Genomic DNA, 18,422 nt, shown 5'->3' on the forward strand with positions numbered 1-18,422 from the left:
GGACGGCTCGCTGGTTGAATGCTGGGGTGAGCATCCTGTCGATCCAGTCCTCGGTCGCGTACGGCCACGTCGGCAACAGCGCCGCCGTCTTCCCCCTCCAGCGCCTCGGGGTCGAGGTGTGGCCAGTGCACACGGTGCACTTCTCGAACCACACCGGCTACGGCGAGTGGCGCGGCCCGCTGCTGCCCGCCGATGACGTGCGCGCCGTGATCCGGGGGGTCGAGGAGCGCGGGGCGTTCCCCGGCGTGGACGCGGTGCTGTCGGGCTACCAGGGCGGCGAGGACATCGGCGACGTCATCCTCGACGCCGTCGCGAAGGTGAAGGCTGCCAACCCCGCCGCCATCTACGCCTGTGACCCGGTGATGGGCAACGCGAAGAGCGGCTGCTTCGTGCACCCGGCGATCCCGGTCCTGCTGCGGGAGCGGGTCGTGCCGGCCGCCGACCTCATCACGCCGAACCAGTTCGAGCTCGGCTTCCTCACCGGCACCGAGCCGCACACCGTCGAGGAGACCCTCGCGTCCGTCGAGCTGGCCCGGGCGATGGGGCCCTCCATCGTCCTGGTGACCAGCGTCGAACGTCCGGACGCACCGGCGGACACCATCGAGATGATGGCCGTCACCGACGACGGCGCATGGATCGTGCAGACCCCACGGCTGCCGATGAAGGCCAACGGCTCCGGTGACGTCACCGCGGCCTTGTTCACGGCCCACCTGCTCGCGACCGGCGACCCCGCGGTCGCCCTGGCCCGCACGGCCAGCAGCGTCTTCGACCTGTTGGCCAACACCCTGGAGTCGGGCGAGCGCGAGCTCCAGCTGGTTCAGTCGCAGGCCACCATCGCCGAACCGCAGATGCAGTTCGAGGTCACCCGGCTGCCGTGAGGCCACCGGGTCGCGCACGCAACCTTTCTCCGGGCGTGGACGTCCCACCGGTATGAGCAGGCTCTCCCCCGCCCTCGCCGCTGTCCTGGCCGCCACGCTGCTGGCTGCCTGCGGATCGGTGGGCGGTGGCGCGGGAGGTGGCGGCTCCGCCTCGCCGACCATGGACGACCGGGACCGGGCGCAGCGAGCGGCCCAGCTGCTCGACCGGTATGCCGACGCCCGCAAGACCAGCGACTCCCCCGCCCTCGACCTCGGCGACCAGCTCGAGCAGCAGGAGGGCGACTGGGAGCCCGCGGTCGGCGAGAACAACAAGCTGGCCTGGCTCACCGGTCACCTCGTGGCAGTCGCCCCGCTGCCCGACGCCCCCGGGCCGGGTCGGGTGCTCGACGGGACGGTGGGCGGCGTCACGACGACCGTCGTCTCCGCCGACGACGCCCTCGCGGCGATGACCTCGCGGCGCAGCAACTGCGACGGGTGCACCGACCTGCGGGTCACCGGAGCGGTGCTGACCACGATGGACGTGCGGACCTCGGCAGGGGTGGTCACCGTGCCCGGCTGGCGGTTCTCGTTGGACGGCACCGCCGTGACCCTGCTCCGGGTGGCGGTCCCCGCGTCGGCTCTCGTCCGCACCCCCGTGGACTGGACGCCCGCGCCCGGCGACGGCCTGCGCCCGGAGTCCTTCGACCTCGCCCCGGGCGGCCGGACGATGACCCTGGTCTTCACCGGCGCGCCCGACGAGCCGGGGGCGTGCGGCGCCGACTACCGCGGCGAGGCCTTCGAGTCGGACCAGGCCGTCGTCGTCGCGGTGGTCCAGGTCCCGCGCGAGCCCAGCGGTCAGGACATCGCCTGCGCGGCGATCGGCGCCGTGCGGATGGTCGACGTGACCCTCCACCGCGAGCTCGGCGACCGCACCGTGCTCAGCCTCGCCGACGGACAGCAGGTCGTGCAGGGCTCGGCCCGCACGATCGGGCCGCCCCTGCGCTGACCCGGCCACGCGGCATACCTCAGGGTGCGGGCTAGAGGATGACGAGGTCGTCGCGGTGCACGACCTCACGCTCGTACTCCGGACCCAGCTCCTTGGCCAGCTCGCGGGTCGAGCGACCCAGCATCCCCGGCAGCTCGGCCGAGGTGTAGTTGACGAGGCCACGGCCGATCACGCGGCCCTCGGGCGCACAGAGGTCGACCGGGTCGCCGTCGGAGAAGGTGCCCTCGACGCCGGTGATCCCGGCTGGCAGCAGGGAGGTCCGACGCTCGGTCACCGCGCGCACGGCTCCGGGGTCGAGCAGCAGGCGCCCCATCGGGGTGGTGGCGTGGGCCAGCCAGAGCTTGCGGGAGGTGCGCTTCGAGCCGGTCGGGACGAAGACCGTGCCGACGTCCTCCCCTGCCAGCGCCCGCTCGACCTGCTCGGCGCTGGTCAGCACCGTCGTGATGCCGGCGGCGTTGGCGATCGACGCCGCCTCGACCTTGGTCACCATGCCGCCGCTGCCGACGCTCGACCCGGTGCCGCCGATGACGACGTCGTCGAGCCCCGCGCCCCCGATGACCGTGGGGACGCGCTTGCTGCCCGCCCTGGTCGGGGGCCCGTCGTACAGGGCGTCGACGTCGGTGAGCAGCACGAGGCCGTCGGCGTGCACGAGGTGGGCCACCAGCGACGCCAGCCGGTCGTTGTCGCCGAACCGGATCTCGTGGGTGGCCACCGTGTCGTTCTCGTTGACGATCGGCACGATCCCGAGCTCGAGCAGCCGGTCGAGGGTGCGGCGGGCGTTCGTGTAGTGCGAGCGCCGGGTCACGTCGTCGGCGGTGAGCAGCACCTGCCCCACCGTCAGCCCGTGGGCGCCGAAGGCACGTTGGTATGCCGCGACGAGGGCTCCCTGACCCACGCTGGCTGCCGCCTGCTGCGTGGCGAGGTCCCACGGCCGCTTGGTCAGCCCCAGGGGTGCGATGCCCGCGGCGATGGCACCCGAGGACACCAGCACGACCTGGTGGCCGGCGTTGCGGCGCTTCGCGAGCACGTCCACGAGGGCGATCAGCCGCTGCTCGTCGAGCGCCCCTCCGCCGACGTCGGTCAGGCTGGAGGAGCCGATCTTGACCACCAGGCGCCGGGCGCGCGCCACGTCGCCCCGGCGGTCGACCGCGCTCATTCCTCGGTGTCCTCGTCCTTCGCAGTGGCCCAGTGGCCGGCCCGCCGCTCGGCGGCCAGCTCGTCGCGGGCGACGGTCCGGGCGACCCGGCGCTCGGCGTAGTCGGCCCGCTTGTCGTCTCGGGTGGGGCGGGTGGCCTCGTCGAGCCGCAGGTCGGTGCCACGGGCGCCGAGCAGCTCGGCCCCGGCCACGAGGGTGGGCTCCCAGTCGAAGACCACCGCGTTGTCCTTCGGCCCGATGAGCACGGTCGCCCCGGCCACCGCACCGGCCTTGAACAGGGCCTCCTCGATGCCGGCCCGGCCGAGCCGGTCGGCGAGGTAGCCGACGGCCTCGTCGTTGGAGAAGTCGGTCTGGCGGACCCAGCGGGTGGGGCGCTCCCCCTCGATGCGGAAGACCTCGCCGTCGGCGGTGTTCTCGCGGATCACCTTGAAGCCCGAGTCGTCGACGGCCTTGGGCCGGATGACGATGCGCTGCGGCGTGGCCGCGGCGACCGCCTCGATCTCGGCGCGGGCCTCGGCGACGTGCCGGGCCATCGCGAAGGTCAGCTCACGCAGCCCGGTGTGGGCCACGGCGGACACGACGAAGACCTCGATGCCGCGCGCCTCGAGGTCGGGCTTGACCATCTCGGCCAGCTCGAGCGCGTCGGGGACGTCGGACTTGTTGAGCACGACGATGCGGGTGCGCTCGGCCAGCGGGCGACCACCCAGCGTCGCGTCCGGGACGTACTGGGCGAGCTCGCGCTCGATGACGTCGAGGTCGGTCATCGGGTCGCGACCGGGCTCGAGCGTCGCGCAGTCGATGACGTGCACCAGCACCGAGCACCGCTCGACGTGGCGCAGGAACTCCAGGCCCAGGCCCTTGCCCTCGCTGGCGCCGGGGATCAGGCCCGGCACGTCGGCGATGGTGAACCGGCTCTCGCCGGCCTGCACCACACCGAGGTTCGGGACCAGGGTGGTGAACGGGTAGTCGGCGATCTTCGGCCGGGCGGCCGACAGCACCGACACGAGCGAGGACTTGCCCGCGGACGGGAAGCCGATCAGGGCGACGTCGGCCAGGGACTTGAGCTCGAGCACGATGTCGAGGGCGTCGCCGGGCTCCCCGAGCAGGGCGAAGCCGGGCGCCTTGCGACGGGCCGACGAGAGGGCCTTGTTGCCCAGGCCACCGCGACCACCCTTGGCGACGACGAACTCCCCGTCGAGCCCGACGAGGTCCATCAGCACGTCCCCGGAGCCGTCCTTGACCACGGTGCCCTCGGGCACGGTCAGCACGAGGTCGCCGCCGTCGGCGCCGTTGCGCTCGTCACCGGCGCCGGGCTTGCCGTTGGTCGCCTTGCGGTGGGGGTGGTGGTGGTAGTCGAGGAGCGTGGTGACGTTCGGGTCGACCCGCAGGATGACGTTGCCACCCCGCCCGCCGTTGCCCCCGTCGGGACCGCCGAGCGGCTTGAACTTCTCGCGCTTGACCGAGGCCACGCCGTGTCCGCCATCGCCGGCGGCGACGTGCAGCACGACGCGGTCGACGAACGTGGTCATGGGGCTCTCATTTCTGGTCGGTGAGGACGTACTCAAGTAAAGACGATCATGGGAAAGACGTGCGGAGGGGGCGGGCCCGTGTCGGGCCCGCCCCCTCCGGTGCGGTGCGTCACGTGGTCAGGCCACGCGGCATACCGAAAGTTCTTGATCTCCTGCTTCGCCCGGAAGTTCAGCTGGCGTCCGAGGTCTCCAGCGGGACGATGTTGACGACCTTGCGCCGACGCTTCGTGCCGAACTGGACGTTGCCCTTGACGAGCGCGAACAGCGTGTCGTCGCCGCCACGGCCGACGCCGTCACCGGGGTGGAAGTGCGTGCCGCGCTGACGGACGAGGATCTCGCCCGCGTTGACGAGCTGGCCGCCGAAGCGCTTTACGCCGAGGAACTGTGCGTTCGAGTCGCGACCGTTGCGGGTCGAGGACGCACCCTTCTTGTGTGCCATGTCAGTACCTGCCTTCTCTGGGTCTCTGGTCCGAAACTCAGGCGTCGATCGAGGTGATCTTGACCTGGGTCAGGTGCTGACGGTGGCCCTGACGCTTGCGGTAGCCGGTCTTGTTCTTGTACTTCATGATCGTGATCTTGGGGCCCTTGGCGGCCTTGACCACCTCAGCCTTGACGGTGACCTTGGCGAGCTTGTCGGCATCGCTGGTCACGGTCGAGCCGTCGACCACGAGAAGGGGGGTCAGGTCGATGCTGTCGCCAGCCTTGCCGCTGACCTTGTCGATGATGAGGACATCGCCGACGGAAACCTTCTCCTGGCGACCACCAGCGCGAACAATCGCGTACACGTGGAACTCTCTTTCCTACTTCGGGTGGCACGCGCTCTCTGTCTGGACCGGCCGGCAGCTACCCACGCTGCGAACGAACACCGAAGTGAGTGGACACAGACGCGGACGCCGGACGGTGGGCGCACCGAGGCACAAGATTACCGGGTGGAGGGCGTGCCGACCAAACCGGCGGTCGTGCGGCACACCAGCAGTCAACCCACCGGTATGCCGCACGGCTCAGAAGTGCTCGGCGGGCGCCTCCGCGCCGCCTGAGCCGGCGTCGTCGCCCGCGACCGCACGAGGCGGTCCGGCGGGTGCCACGACCCGGCCGCGCCGACGCCGCTTGGGGGCGGCCGCGACGGGCTCGGGCGTGGGCTCCGGCTCGCGGGTCGGCTCGGGCTCGGGCTCGGGCTCCGGCTCGGGCTCCGGCTCGGGCTCGGGCTCGGGCTCGGGCTCGGAGTCGATCTCGAGGACCGGCTCGGGCTGCAGGTCCACGTCTTCGTGCACCTCGAGGACCGGAGCGTCCTGGGCGTCGTCGAGGTCGTGGTCGCCGTGCAGGTCGTCGTCGTGGTGGTGGTCGGCGGACTTCAGGGCCGCGGCGTGCGCGGCTGCGGCGATCTGCGCCGGCGTCGGCCCGGAGTGCACCGGCTGGGGGGCCGGCTCGGGCGTCGTGCCGGCCGCACCGGCGCGACCACGACGGCCGCGACCGCTACGGGCGGCCTGGCCACCGGCGCCGGCACCGCCGCCGTTGGCACCGTTGTCGCGACCGCTGTCGCGGCCACCGTCGCCACCGCCGGACGGCTTCTCGACCGGGTCGGCGTGCACGATGATCCCGCGTCCGCCGCAGTGCTCGCAGTTCTCGGAGAAGACCTCGATGAGGCCGGACCCGACCCGCTTGCGGGTCATCTGGACCAGGCCGAGCGAGGTGACCTCGGCGACCTGGTGCTTGGTGCGGTCGCGGCCGAGGCACTCGAGGAGGCGTCGCACGACGAGGTCACGGTTGCTCTCGAGCACCATGTCGATGAAGTCGATGACGATGATCCCGCCGATGTCACGCAGCCGGAGCTGGCGGACGATCTCCTCGGCGGCCTCGATGTTGTTCTTGGTGACCGTCTCCTCGAGGTTGCCACCCGACCCGACGAACTTGCCGGTGTTGACGTCGACCACGGTCATGGCCTCGGTGCGGTCGATGACCAGGGAGCCACCGGAGGGCAGCCAGACCTTGCGGTCCATGGCCTTGGCGATCTGCTCGTCCACGCGGTAGTGGGTGAACAGGTCCTCCTCGGAGGTCCATTTCTTCAGCCGCTCGGCGAGGTCGGGGGCGACGTCGCCGAGGTACTCGCTGACCTCTCCCCAGGCCTGGTCGCCGGCCACCACGAGCGAGGTGAAGTCCTCGTTGAACACGTCGCGGATGACCCGCACGGTCAGGTCGGGCTCACCGTGGACCAGGGACGGCGCGCCGCCCTTGCCCTTGCTCTTGGAGTCGGCCTTGGCCTTGATCTTGTCCCAGGTCTTGGTGAGCCGCTCGACGTCGGCGCGCAGCTCCTCCTCGCTGGCCCCTTCGGCGGCAGTGCGCACGATCACGCCGGCGCTGTCCGGGACGACCTCCTTGAGGATGCCCTTGAGGCGGCTGCGCTCGGTGTCGGGGAGCTTGCGGGAGATGCCGGTCATCGAGCCCTCGGGCACGTAGACCAGGTAACGGCCCGGGAGCGAGATCTGGCTGGTCAGGCGGGCGCCCTTGTGGCCGATCGGGTCCTTGGTGACCTGCACGAGGACGGTGTCACCCGACTTCAGGGCGTTCTCGATCCGCTTCGGCTGGTTGTTCTCCAGGCCCGCGGCGTCCCAGTTGACCTCACCGGCGTAGAGCACGGCGTTGCGGCCCTTGCCGATGTCGACGAAGGCGGCCTCCATCGACGGGAGCACGTTCTGGACCCGACCGAGGTAGACGTTGCCGGCCATCGACGCGTTGGTCTCGCGCGAGACGTAGTGCTCGACCAGGACGTTGTCCTCGAGGACGCCGATCTGGGTGCGGCCCTCGCGCTCACGGACGACCATCACCCGCTCGACGCTCTCGCGACGGGCCAGGAACTCGGCCTCGGTGATGATCGTGCGGCGACGACCGGCCTCGCGGCCCTCACGGCGCCGCTGCTTCTTGGCCTCCAGGCGGGTCGAGCCCTTGACGCTCTGCGGCTCGTCGCGCCGCGACTCACGCACCCGGGTCACGGTGCCGGGCGGGTCGTCGCCCTCGGCAGAGGAACCGCTGCGGCGACGACGACGGCGACGACGGCTCGACGAGCCGTCACCCTCGAGGCCCTGGTCGTCCGGTGCCTCGGCGTCCTGGACGTCGGAGCCGGCCTCCTCGTCCTCGTCAGAGAACGCGGCGGCGTCGGACTCGCCCTGACCGCGACCACGGCCGCGACCCTTGCCACCGCGGCGACGACGACGGCGACCGCCCTCGCCGCCACCGTCGGTCTCGTCGTCGCGGTGCTGGCTCGCGTCGTCCTGGTCGTCCTGGTCGGCCTGCTCGGCGGCGGTGTCGTCGGCCTCGGCGGCCTGCGCGTCAGCCTGGGCGCCGCGGCCTCGGCCACGACGACGCCGGGGCGCCGGGGCCTTGTCCTCGGCGGCCGGCAGGTCGGTGGCGGCGTCCGCGCCGGACGCCTCAGCGGTCTCGGCGGAGTCCGCGGTGTCGGAGGCGGGCGCGGCGACCTGCGGCGGGCCGGCGGCCTTGGTCGCGGCGCGACGGCGGGTCGGCCGGGCGGCGGCCGGGTCGGGCGCCTGGAACAGCACGCCGAAGCTGGGGACGGTGGCCGCAGTGGGCTGCCCGTCGGCGTCCAGCTCGTCCTCGTCCTCGTCCTCGCTCGGGATGGGCTCGATGGCGGCGGCATCGCCGGCGGCGGCGGCGGTCGGGGCCGCGAGCAGGGCTGCGGCAGCGTCCTCGGCGGTCGGCTCGGCCGCGGGCTCGTCCGCGGGGGCGGCCTTGCCCGCCTTCTTGGCGGTGGCCTTCTTCGCGGTGGTCTTCTTCGCCGTCGCCTTCTTGGCGGCGGTCTTCTTGGCAGCGGCCTTCTTGGCCGTCTTCGGAGCCGGTGCGTCGCCCTCGGCCGGTGCCGCGGAGTCAGCGGTAGCGGACTCAGCGGTAGTGGACTCGGTGGTGGCCGGCTGGTCGGCCTCGCCCTCGGCGGGTGCCACCGGCGCGGAGGCCTTCGTGGTGGCCCGACGGGCGCGCTTGCGGGCCGGCGGCGGAGCGCTCGTGGCATCCCCGGCGGTGTCGGCGCCAGCGGCGCTCTCGGCGGGAGCGTCCTGCGACGCGGAGTCGGGGTTGAACAGGTCTTCCGTGGAGGCCATCCGTGGCGTCCTTCCGTCACCCACGGGCGAAGGCCACACCGAGAGTCCGGATCGGACTCTCCCTCGGCCACGTGGTGCGCGGTGTTGCTCGTGTCGGCGGCGGGTGCCGTCGGCACGGAAGTCGGTTGGGCTACGCCTGTCGAGGCTCGCGCAGGTCGCGCGGCACCAGGTCAGGCGCCGTCGTCGTCCTTGTCGGCAGCCAGTGGATCAGCCACCCCAGCGGTTGCGGGTCGCAGCGGGCCTTGCGCCAGTCGGCTCACCAGGGGTGGTGCCGGTGGCGCCAGCTCCGTGGCTGCTCGCAGCGCGGTCAGGACGTCGTCGGGGCGTACGGCCGGTGTGGTGTGCCGTACAACCACCCGAAGTATCGCACAGTCGGGCCGCTGCGACGGCTCGGTGGTCATCGACACGACGGCAGACCGCACGTCGAACGTCTTGGGCCCGGTCTTGAAGGTCCTGGTCACCTCGACCCGGTCGAGCGCGAGGAGCTGGTCGGCGGCGGCCTGCAGCTGCTCGGCCGTGACACCCGGGAAGTCCAGCACCCAGTCGCTCCCTTGGAGGCGGTCGGCGAGGGCGCCCGGAGCGGCCTCGACCACCTCGAGCACGTCGAGGCCCTCCGGGAGCGCCTCGTCGAGGGCTCGGCGCACCGACTCGGGGTCGACCCGCTCGGTCACCGAGATCTCGAAGTACTCCGCCTCGCTGGCGGTCCCGGTCGGCGCCGCGTTCGCGTAGCTGATCTTGGGATGCGGGTGGAACCCGGCCGAGAACGCCATCGGCACCCCGGCCCGACGCAGCGCGCGCTCGAGGGCGCGCTGGAAGTCCCGCGTCGAGGAGAACCGCAGCCGGCCCCGCTTGGCGTACCGGATCCGCAGCTTCTGCACCGCCAGGGCGGGAGGGGGTCCTTCGGGTACGCGTTGCCGGGCCATGGGGGCAGCCTAGGCACCTCCGTGCGAGTGGCTCCAACGGGCCATGGCGGGCCGTCGCGGAAGGTGCCACGGTGAACTCGTGGCAGCGGGCGACGTCCTGCGCGAGGTCGTGGAACGCACGGTGGTCTCGGACCACGTGGGCAAGTCCGGGGCGGGGCTCGAGCGGGTCCGGCTCCGGGACGGGCGTGCGCTCGTGGTGAAGCGGGTCGACCCCCAGCACGACGTGACCTTGGCGATGACGGGTGGCGGGCCGTCGAGGGAGTACCTCCTGTGGCGCGACGGCGCGTTCGACCGGCTGCCCCCCGGTATCGGTCACGCAGTGGTGGACGGGTGGGTCGAGGGCGACAGCACCGTCCTGGTCCTGCGGGACCTCGGCGACCACGTCCTGAGCTGGGCGGACCGGCTCTCGCCCGACCGGGCCGCCCGGACCATGACGGCAGTCGCCTCCCTCCACCGCGCCTTCCTCGGCCAGGCGCCGCCCGACCTGGCTCCGCTGGACCTCGTCCTGACCCTCTTCACGCCGCGCCGGATCCGGGCGGCGGAGCTCGCCGAGGTCGAGCTCATGCAGCTGGCCCTGCGCGGGTGGGAGCTGTTCGGTGACGCCGTCCCCACCGACGTCGCCGAGGCCGTGCTCGGCCTGCTCGACGATCCCGCTCCGCTCGTGACGGCCCTGCACCACGCGCCGGCCACGCTGGCCCACGGTGACCTCGCCACCGTCAACATGGCGTTCGACGGTGACGACCTCGTCCTCCTCGACTGGGCGATGGCGACGCAGGGACCGGGAGCCCTCGACGTCGCCCGGTTCGTCGCGGGGTGCTCCTCGGTGGTCGACGCCACCAGGGAGGACCTGATCGGGTGGTACCGCGCGGCGGCCGGCCCGGCGTGCGACGACCGGACCATGCACCTCGGACTGCTGTCGGCCATGGTCTGGCTGGGGTGGAACAAGGCGCTCGACGCGGTCGAGCACCCGGATCCGGCGATCCGGGCCCGGGAGAGGACGGACCTCGACTGGTGGGTGGACGCCACCCGAACGGCACTGGAGAGCGGAGCGATCTGATGGACCTCAACACGCTGTACCATCGCACGGTCGAGCGCTGGGCCGACGTCGTCGTCGCCGTCCGTGACGACCAGTGGGACTCCCCCACCCCCTGCAGCGAGTGGACCGTGCGCGACCTCGTCAACCACATCACCTCGGAGGACCTGTGGACCGCCGCCCTCCTGGAGGGGCGGACCATCGAGGAGGTGGGCTCCAGCCTCGACGGCGACCTGCTCGGTGACGACCCGGTCGGTCGGTCGATCGATGCGGCGAAGGCGGCCACGACGTCGGTCGCGGACCGGCTCCCCCGGGGTGGCACCGTGCCGCTCTCGTTCGGCGACACGGAGGTGTCCGAGTACGTCTGGCAGCTCGCCGCCGACCACCTGATCCACTCCTGGGACCTGTCGGCGGCCACCGGGACCGACCGACGCCTCGACCCGGTGCTCATGGCAGGGGTGGCCCGCTGGTGGGCCGACCGCGAGGAGCTGTACCGGGACGGTGGAGCTGTGGGGGCGCGCGCGATCTCGCACGGCGGCCAGCAGGGCGACCTGCTCGCCACCTTCGGTCGAGACGCGGAGTGGGGACCCAACCACGCCTGCGCCGCCCGCTTCCTGCGCGCCTTCGGCAGCGGCGACATGGACGCGGCCCGGCTCGAGATGACCGCCGACTGCGTGTTCGAGGCGACCGGTCCGGCACCCGACGGGGTCCGCCACGAGGGAGCCGACGCCGCCCACTCCGTGTGGACCCAGATGTTCGCGGAGACCACGAACCCGCTGTTCTCCACCGAGGAGCAGTTCGTCGCCGGCGACCGGGCCGTGGTCCGGTGGTCCTACAGCTGGACCGACGACCAGGGCGCTCCCGGCCACATCCGCGGGGTCGACGTCATCCGGTTCCGGGACGGGCTCATCTGCGAGAAGCTCTCCTACGTCAAGGGCTGAGACCCCCCACCTACGGAATCCGCAGTCTCGTGCGGGCGGCCGGCTCGCGGTCCTAGCGTGTCCCCATGGCAGACCTCGACCGCGCCCGGCTGGCCACCCTCCTGCAAGCCGAGCAGGCGGCATACACCGAACGGCACCCACGCAGCCGCGCCCTCTTCGAGGAAGCCGGCAACCTCTTCGGCCGGGTGCCGATGACGTGGATGAACATGTGGTCGGGCGGCTTCCCGCTCTACCTCGACCACGCCTCGGGCAACCGCGTGACCGATGTCGACGGCCACACCTACGTCGACTTCGCGCTCGGCGACACCGGCGCCATGGCGGGGCACTCTCCCGCCGCGACCGTGGCCGCGGTGCAGCAGCGGGCCGGTGAGCTCGGCGGGATCACGACCATGCTCCCGACCGCTGACGCCCAGTGGGTGGGCGCCGAGCTCGAGCGACGGTTCGGTATGCCGTTGTGGAGCTTCACGCTGTCGGCCACCGACGCGAACCGGTGGGCGATCCGGCTGGCGCGGCTCGCGACCGGGCGGCCCAAGGTGCTCGTCTTCGCCTACTGCTACCACGGGTCCGTGGACGAGGCGTTCGCGCTGCCCGGCCCGGACGGCAAGGCCCAGAGCCGTCCCGGCAACGTCGCTCCCCCGGTCGACCTCGACCTCACGACGCGCGTCGCGACGTGGAACGACCTCGCCTCGGTCGAGGCGGCCCTGGCCCACGGCGACGTGGCGGCGGTGCTCACCGAGCCCGCCCTCACCAACATCGGGATCGTCCTGCCCGAGCCCGGGTTCCTCGAGGGCGTGCGGGAGCTGGCCACGAGGTACGGCTCGCTGCTCATGGTCGACGAGACGCACACCTTCTCGGCGGGCTGGGGCGGCGCGACGACCGAGTGGGCCCTCGAGCCGGACCTGCTGGTCATCGGCAAGTCCATCGGGGGCGGGATCCCGTGCGGCGCCTACGGGTTGTCGCGTGAGGTCGCGCAGGCGGTCACCCGGCACACCGAGGCGGGCGACGCCGACATCGTCGACGTGGGCGGCGTCGGGGGCACCCTCGCCGGGAACGCCCTCTCGACGGCTGCCATGCGAGCGACCCTCGGCGAGGTGCTGACCCGCGAGGCCTTCGCCCACATGACCGAGCTCGCGACCGCCTTCACGACGGGGGTCCAGCAGACCCTCGACGAGCTCGACGTCCCGTGGTCGATCAGCCGGCTCGGTGCGCGGGCGGAGTACCGCTTCGCCCGCCCTGCACCGCGCTCGGGTGAGGAGTCCGCCGCGGCAGCCGACGACGCGCTCGATGCCTACCTGCACCTCGCGATGGCCAACCGGGGCATCCTCATGACGCCGTTCCACAACATGGCCCTGATGTGTCCGGAGACCTCGCGGGACGACGTCGACCTGCACACCCGGGTCTTCCGCGAGGTCGTCGGCGCCCTCTTCGCCTGACCGCTGGGCGCACGGACCGATATGTCCGGGTGACGGTCCCCGGCACCCGGCGTAACTTCGGGAGGTGGACCACTTCGCTGGGAAGCGGCCCCTGCGAGAGAAAGCGGAGGGTTGAGGTGTTCATCCAGATCATCCAGGGAAAGTGTCGGGACGCGGACCGAATGCGCCGGCTGACCGACGAGTGGCGCGAGGAACAGGGCCCCAAGGCCGAGGGCTGGCTGGGTGGGACCTACGGGATCACCGACGACAACGAGTTCGTGGGTGTGGTCCGGTTCGAGAGCCGGGAGGCTGCCGCCCGCAACTCCACGAGGCCCGAGCAGGGTGAGTGGTTCATGAAGATGCAGGAGTGCTTCGACGGCGACGTCACGTTCCACGACTGCGACAACGCCCAGATGTTCCTGAACGGCGGGTCCGACGACGCCGGCTTCGTCCAGGTCATGCAGGGCCGGCTCAGCGACCCGGAGCGGTTCCGCCGGTTCATGGACCAGCCGATGGACATGCTGCAGGAGCAACGCCCGGAGATCATCGGCGGCACCATCGCCATCGACGAGGACGGCTTCTTCACCGAGACGATCGCCTTCCGGAGCGAGGAAGAGGCCCGGATCGGCGAGAAGAAGGAGATGCCCGAGGACCGTCGTCGCGAGTTCGAGGACGAGATGTCGCAGGTCAGCGACATGCGGTACCTCGACCTGCACCAGCCGTGGTTCGCGAGCCGGATGGGCTAGCGCCTCAGGACCTGGACCACATGAGCGCCGCGCCCACCCCGCGGCGGCGATGCTCGACGTCCACCCACACGTTGCCGAGAGGCAAACGTATGCCGCCCGCTCAGCCATGGCGCGAGGCCTAGGCGAGCGGGCGGCATACCCCAGCCCTCTCCGCACGAGCGGCTGGGGGGTGGCACCAGCGGGCGGGTTGAAGGGGACCCGACCACTGGTGCGCGGCGGTCTGGAGGAGGCGACCGCGGCCACTGATATTGGACAACGCTGCGGGGTCATCCTCCGATGACAAATGTCACCGGTTTCATGTGAGTTCCCTGAGAGTGGTGCACCGGCGGACGGGTGAAGGGACCCGCCCGCCGGTGCCCGGCGGTCAGGAGGAGGCGACCGCGTCCAACCACGCTTGTCCGTCGGGGACGCCCACGCCGGTGACGTCGTCGTACCCGGGGCGGACGTGGATGGTCAGGGCGGCATCGCTGTCGAAGGTCCGCTCGCTGTAGACGTAGCCCGCGGAGGCGTCCACGCCGTTCACGTAGTCGGACCGGACGTCACCGGGGTAGGCGGCGAGGTCGGTCTTGGTGATGTCGATGCTCGAGCTGCGCGCGCCGTAGAGCACCGGGTTGGCCAGGCCGAAGGCGTGTCCAGCCTTCTGCTGGGCGAGGGCGAACATGCCTGCGTAGAGCGGAGAGGCCAGCGAGGTGCCGCCGATCCGGTACTCGGAGTACTGCTGCGAGCCGTCCGGGAAGGTCTGGGTCTCCCCGACGAGCATGCCCGTGTTCGGGTCACCGAGCGCCGCGACGTCAGGCACCGCACGCATCGCGCCGCCACCGTAGGTCTGCGCGATGGCGCCGGGCACGACACCCGCCTGGTAGGAGGGCTGGGCGAACAGCCGCGAGGTGCCACCGCCGCTCCCGTAGAGGAACGCAGGAGTGTTCCACGTCGTCGTGGCCTTGTTCAGCGTGCCCTTGGCCGTCTCCCACCCGAGCTCGAAGACCCGGCCGTTCGACTGCGAGACACCAGCGCTGGTGCCTCCCACTGCCGTGACGTAGGGACTGGAGGCCGGCCAGTCCGGCGTCGGGCTCGCGCCCGCGACACCGCCGGTCTCGTCGGCGTCGTCGCCCGAGGAGAAGAACAGCGTCATGCCCTCAGCAGCGGCCTGGACCTGGGTGTCCAGCGACGGCTTGATGGTGCCCGTCGGGAGCGCCTCGCCGCCGTAGCCGTAGGAGTTGGTGACGATGTCGACCAGGTGTCCGTCGACCACCCGGTTCATGATCGCGTCGAGGTCGCGGTAGTTGTTCGGGGCACCGATGTAGGAGATGTCCGCACCCGGGGCCATCGTGTGGACGGCCTCGACGTCGAGGGTCTCCTCACCGGCCCAGCCCTGCGGGTCCTGCCTCGGGTTCTCCGGGCGGTTGTACGTGCCCGGGGCCACGACCTGGCTGAAGTGCCCACTGAGCGAGGGCAGCCCGTGCGCCGCGGAGTAGGTGTTGGCGTCCTGCAGGATGGTCGGCGAGGCGTAGCCGTCGATGATGCCGACCTTCACGCCGCGTCCGTCGTTGCCCGAGCCGATCGCCCCGGTCATGCCGTAGAGGCCCTGGAGCTGCGCCCCGGCATACCCCTTGGGCGCGAAGGCGCTCGGCGAGGACGGCAGCGGGGTGCCATCCGGCGTGGGCGTGTTCTGCACCGTCTTCTGGCCCCAGTAGTCACTGGTCGGCTGGGCGTTGCGGAACAGCGCCGGACCGGGGGTCACCTTGTCCTGGTGGGCCAGGGTCTGCGACTCGTCGAGCCCCACCACGCCCTCCACTGCGGTGAGGTTCGCCGGCACCTTGAGCGCAGTGGCGTTGCCACGCACCGTCTTGCCCTCGGTGCGGTACTCCGCGAACGAGGTGTCGAACGCCCTGGCCGCCTGGGCGAGGGTGCCGGTGGCCTCGACGTACTTGCGGTTGGCCGGGACCGCACCGACGGTGAAGCCCTGGCCCTTGAGCCACGACGAGACGCTGTCGACGTCGGCCTGGGCCGGCGAGAACTTGGCGCGGAACTGCGCGGGGGTCAGGAACTTCTGGTAGCTGGCGCTGCCAGGGGTCGAGACGGCGTTCGCGTATGCCGCGGCCGCGTCACCTCCCCGGTAGTTGAGGTACACGCGGAAGGTGACCTGCTGGGTGGCGTCGGTGGAGCCGGTGCGGTTCTTCGCGGCGGCCCAGGACGGGACGCTGCCGGGCAGGGCGTGCAGCCCGGTAGTGGTGGCCAGCGCGGAGCCGGCCGATGCTGCGGTGACCAGGGCGGCTGCACCGAGGGCGGCGCAGGCGGTTCTCGAGAGACGGGACATGAAACCTCCGGAACGGGGTGGCGACGCAGCCGGGTCTCGGCTGAGCCGGGTGGAGCGGTTTCATTCGACAACCATTTCGCACCCCGACCCGATGACAAATGTCAGGGCTTTCGGATGCGTTCCACGGCGCGGATGTGTCGCGGAAGTCCCGTGGCGCCGTCATTTCGAGCGCTTCGCGGCATTGGGGCCGTTGATCCTGCGCCATATGGGGGTCACGCCCGACCGCCCGCGTTCCTACCGTGGGACTCGGCACACGACGACCGTGCCCGACGACCCCACCGCCCTCGGACTCCCCTTTCGTGCGGGAGCTCCCCCGACGACGGAGCCGCGGTCCAGCGCGTCGGCGGGATGCGATCCCCCGCGCCCATCCGGGCCGGGTCAGGCTGGATATGGAGGAAGTCATGACACGAAGCGTGACCGCCCCAGGGGGCCGGTTCTCGATGACCCGGAGGTCGCGGCTCAAGGCCGCGCTGGCGATCGCAGGACTGGTCGTCGCCGGGGTTGTGGTCGTGCCGCAGGTGGCCTACGCCGCCGACGGACCGTTCAACATCGACGGGAACATCCCGGACGCGAACACCACCGAGCTGGCGGACCAGTTCGGGAACGTCAAGGAGCTCGGACCAGTCAACTCGAACACCACCAAGATCGGCGTCATCCACAGCGACGCCCTGCCGACGCTCGACACCACGAACCCCAATGCGCAGGTCGACCTGCGCCGCGCCTGGCTCGACACGGAGCGGGACACCGCTGCCCCCAACCACGACTGGCTCTACTTCGCGTGGGAGCGGGACAACAACACCGGTAGCGGCTTCATCGCCTACGAGTTCATGCAGAACGCCGCTCCCGCCGGGTGCGCGTACGACACGGCCACGGAGGCCCAGCTCGTCGCGAACTGCAACCCCTGGGCCAACCGCAAGGCCGGCGACTTCATGATCCTGTGGGACCAACAGGGCGGTAGCAAGGACCTGTACCTGCGCACCTGGTCCGGCACAGCGCCGAACCTGACCCTGGGCGCCCCGAGCCTACTCAACGCCGCGGTGTCGCAGGCCGCGTACAGCGCGGACGGGTTCCGCGGAGAGGCGGCGGTCGACCTGACCGCGACCATCTTCGGCGGCAGCACCGCCTGCAAGGTGTTCGCCAACACGATCCCCAGCACGGTGACCGGTAACTCCGACACGGCTGACTACAAGGACACCATCCTCAAGAACGCCCCGCCGATCACCAACTGCACCTCGACCACTGTCACCACGCCGCAGACCGGCGCCGGCGGGTCCATCCCGGCGGGTGGCCTCTCCATCGGCACCGGTGTCGTGTCCGTGCGTGACTCCGCCGTCGTGAGCCTGACGGGCGGTACGGCCACCCCGGCCGGCTCCGTCGCGTTCTCACTCTGCAAGGTCGACTCGCCAGGACTCTGCACGACCGGCGGCACCAGCGTCGGCTCGACCAACCTGACGGGCACGGCCTACCCCGTGACGGTGAACTCGCCGACGGCCTACGTCACGTCGGCAGGTCGGTACTGCTGGCGGGCCACGTGGACCGGTGACGCGGCCAACGGCATCCCCGGCTCGACCGACTCGCGGGCGAGCGAGTGCTTCATCGTCAACCCGGTGACACCCACGCTGGCCACGAGCGCCAGTGACGACGTCAATCTCGGCGGGACAGTCAGTGACACCGCCACCCTGAGCGGGCTGGCCACCCAGCCGGCCAACCCGGTCATCAACCTGATCGGCACCGCCGGTGCGGCTGCCGGCGGCACGATCACGTTCACCCTCTACGGGCCGGACAACTGCACCACCGTGGCCTACACCTCGGCAGCGGTCACGGTCAGCGGCAACGCGAGCTACAACACGCCCAACCCGCAGTTCACCCCGCTCGCAGCAGGGACCTACCACTGGGTCGCCTCCTACAGCGGCAACCTGCCGAACAACAACGCGACGACGCACAACACGGCCTGTGACGACACCAACGAGGACGTCGTCGTGACGACCGTGCCGTCCTCGCTGACCAGCGCGCAGACCTGGGTGCCGAGCGACTCGGTGACCGTGTCCGCCACCGCTGGCGGCGCGATGGCCGGGACGGTGTCATTCGAGTTCTTCACCAACGGCACCTGCACCGGTGCGAACGCGTTCTCGACGACGAAGAACGTCGCCGGCGCTTCGCCGCAGACCGTCACGTCGGGCAACGCCCCGGCGCAGACGGCCTCCGGGTCGTTCTCCTGGCGGGTCAGCTACGACAGCACCAACTCCGGGCAGCGGGACATCCCCGCCAGCTGCCACGAGACGTCGAGCCTGACCGTCGCCAACGGTGGGACGATCTCCAGCCCGTGACGCTTCCACACGTCACCTCCTGAAAAGCGATGCTGCCGGGCCGCACGGCTCGGCAGCATCGCCGTGTCG

General features: G+C 71.5%; 14 protein-coding genes. 7 read left to right on the forward strand and 7 right to left on the reverse strand.

Annotated features, from left to right (window positions below; translation table 11 throughout):
• The first annotated feature begins 26 nt into the window (after window positions 1–26).
• A complete protein-coding gene (gene pdxY / locus ASG95_RS13685; protein ID WP_056922636.1) occupies window positions 27–878 on the forward strand; it encodes a pyridoxal kinase PdxY in 852 nt (283 codons plus the stop codon).
• 52 nt (window positions 879–930) lie between these two features.
• On the forward strand, window positions 931–1,863 hold the full coding sequence (locus ASG95_RS13690; protein WP_057377829.1) for a hypothetical protein: 933 nt from the start codon (window positions 931–933) through the stop codon (window positions 1,861–1,863).
• 31 nt (window positions 1,864–1,894) lie between these two features.
• Here ASG95_RS13690 and proB read toward each other — a convergent pair whose 3' ends face one another.
• The 6 genes from proB to ASG95_RS13720 form a co-directional block, all read right to left on the reverse strand.
• The gene (gene proB / locus ASG95_RS13695) at window positions 1,895–3,019 is read right to left on the reverse strand and encodes a glutamate 5-kinase (protein ID WP_057377830.1); all 1,125 of its coding nucleotides are present in this window, start codon (window positions 3,017–3,019) and stop codon (window positions 1,895–1,897) included.
• Window positions 3,016–4,548, reverse strand: a complete 1,533-nt coding sequence (gene obgE, locus ASG95_RS13700) for a GTPase ObgE (protein WP_056922633.1) — start codon at window positions 4,546–4,548, stop codon at window positions 3,016–3,018. The genes proB and obgE overlap by 4 nt, the downstream gene beginning before the upstream one ends.
• Before the next feature lie 169 nt (window positions 4,549–4,717).
• Window positions 4,718–4,987, reverse strand: a complete 270-nt coding sequence (gene rpmA, locus ASG95_RS13705; protein ID WP_056922632.1) for a 50S ribosomal protein L27 — start codon at window positions 4,985–4,987, stop codon at window positions 4,718–4,720.
• A 37-nt stretch (window positions 4,988–5,024) separates the two neighbouring features.
• Complete coding sequence (gene rplU / locus ASG95_RS13710; RefSeq protein ID WP_057377831.1) at window positions 5,025–5,333, reverse strand: 50S ribosomal protein L21; 309 nt, start codon at window positions 5,331–5,333, stop codon at window positions 5,025–5,027.
• A gap of 216 nt (window positions 5,334–5,549) precedes the next feature.
• Window positions 5,550–8,654 (reverse strand): Rne/Rng family ribonuclease, encoded by a 3,105-nt coding sequence (locus ASG95_RS13715; protein WP_082592623.1) that lies wholly within the window; start codon window positions 8,652–8,654, stop codon window positions 5,550–5,552.
• A gap of 170 nt (window positions 8,655–8,824) precedes the next feature.
• A complete protein-coding gene (locus tag ASG95_RS13720) occupies window positions 8,825–9,577 on the reverse strand; it encodes a TIGR03936 family radical SAM-associated protein (protein ID WP_057377832.1) in 753 nt (250 codons plus the stop codon).
• Window positions 9,578–9,656: 79 nt separating this feature from the next.
• Here ASG95_RS13720 and ASG95_RS13725 point away from each other — a divergent pair, with 79 nt between their 5' ends.
• The 4 genes from ASG95_RS13725 to ASG95_RS13740 all read left to right on the forward strand — a co-directional run bounded on the left by ASG95_RS13725 (window position 9,657) and on the right by ASG95_RS13740 (window position 13,709).
• Window positions 9,657–10,634 carry a phosphotransferase gene (locus ASG95_RS13725; protein ID WP_057377833.1) on the forward strand — a complete coding sequence of 326 codons (978 nt, stop codon included), beginning with the start codon at window positions 9,657–9,659 and terminating at the stop codon, window positions 10,632–10,634.
• Window positions 10,634–11,551, forward strand: a complete 918-nt coding sequence (locus tag ASG95_RS13730) for a TIGR03086 family metal-binding protein (protein ID WP_056922628.1) — start codon at window positions 10,634–10,636, stop codon at window positions 11,549–11,551. The genes ASG95_RS13725 and ASG95_RS13730 overlap by 1 nt, the downstream gene beginning before the upstream one ends.
• Before the next feature lie 65 nt (window positions 11,552–11,616).
• Complete coding sequence (locus ASG95_RS13735; RefSeq protein ID WP_057377834.1) at window positions 11,617–12,984, forward strand: transaminase; 1,368 nt, start codon at window positions 11,617–11,619, stop codon at window positions 12,982–12,984.
• 161 nt (window positions 12,985–13,145) lie between these two features.
• Complete coding sequence (locus ASG95_RS13740) at window positions 13,146–13,709, forward strand: hypothetical protein (protein ID WP_235543874.1); 564 nt, start codon at window positions 13,146–13,148, stop codon at window positions 13,707–13,709.
• Window positions 13,710–14,073: 364 nt separating this feature from the next.
• On the opposite strand, the gene ASG95_RS13745 is transcribed toward ASG95_RS13740, so the two are convergent.
• On the reverse strand, window positions 14,074–16,026 hold the full coding sequence (locus tag ASG95_RS13745; protein WP_057377835.1) for a protease pro-enzyme activation domain-containing protein: 1,953 nt from the start codon (window positions 16,024–16,026) through the stop codon (window positions 14,074–14,076).
• Between the two features lie 401 nt (window positions 16,027–16,427).
• Between ASG95_RS13745 and ASG95_RS13750 the strand changes: the two genes are divergently transcribed.
• The gene (locus tag ASG95_RS13750) at window positions 16,428–18,353 is read left to right on the forward strand and encodes a hemagglutinin (protein ID WP_235543876.1); all 1,926 of its coding nucleotides are present in this window, start codon (window positions 16,428–16,430) and stop codon (window positions 18,351–18,353) included.
• The last annotated feature ends 69 nt before the right edge of the window (window positions 18,354–18,422 follow it).

Origin of the sequence: Phycicoccus sp. Soil803, from assembly GCF_001429685.1 — a bacterium.
In the GTDB taxonomy this organism is placed as follows: Bacteria; Actinomycetota; Actinomycetes; order Actinomycetales; family Dermatophilaceae; genus Pedococcus.

Coding starts and splice junctions, on each gene's coding strand:
- ASG95_RS13690 (WP_057377829.1), top strand. CDS start 931: ATGAGCAGGCTCTCCCCCGCCCTCGCCGCTGTCCTGGCCGCCACGCTG.
- proB (WP_057377830.1), bottom strand. CDS start 3,019: ATGAGCGCGGTCGACCGCCGGGGCGACGTGGCGCGCGCCCGGCGCCTG.
- obgE (WP_056922633.1), bottom strand. CDS start 4,548: ATGACCACGTTCGTCGACCGCGTCGTGCTGCACGTCGCCGCCGGCGAT.
- rpmA (WP_056922632.1), bottom strand. CDS start 4,987: ATGGCACACAAGAAGGGTGCGTCCTCGACCCGCAACGGTCGCGACTCG.
- ASG95_RS13715 (WP_082592623.1), bottom strand. CDS start 8,654: ATGGCCTCCACGGAAGACCTGTTCAACCCCGACTCCGCGTCGCAGGAC.
- ASG95_RS13720 (WP_057377832.1), bottom strand. CDS start 9,577: ATGGCCCGGCAACGCGTACCCGAAGGACCCCCTCCCGCCCTGGCGGTG.
- ASG95_RS13730 (WP_056922628.1), top strand. CDS start 10,634: ATGGACCTCAACACGCTGTACCATCGCACGGTCGAGCGCTGGGCCGAC.
- ASG95_RS13735 (WP_057377834.1), top strand. CDS start 11,617: ATGGCAGACCTCGACCGCGCCCGGCTGGCCACCCTCCTGCAAGCCGAG.
- ASG95_RS13740 (WP_235543874.1), top strand. CDS start 13,146: ATGCGCCGGCTGACCGACGAGTGGCGCGAGGAACAGGGCCCCAAGGCC.
- ASG95_RS13745 (WP_057377835.1), bottom strand. CDS start 16,026: ATGTCCCGTCTCTCGAGAACCGCCTGCGCCGCCCTCGGTGCAGCCGCC.
- ASG95_RS13750 (WP_235543876.1), top strand. CDS start 16,428: ATGACACGAAGCGTGACCGCCCCAGGGGGCCGGTTCTCGATGACCCGG.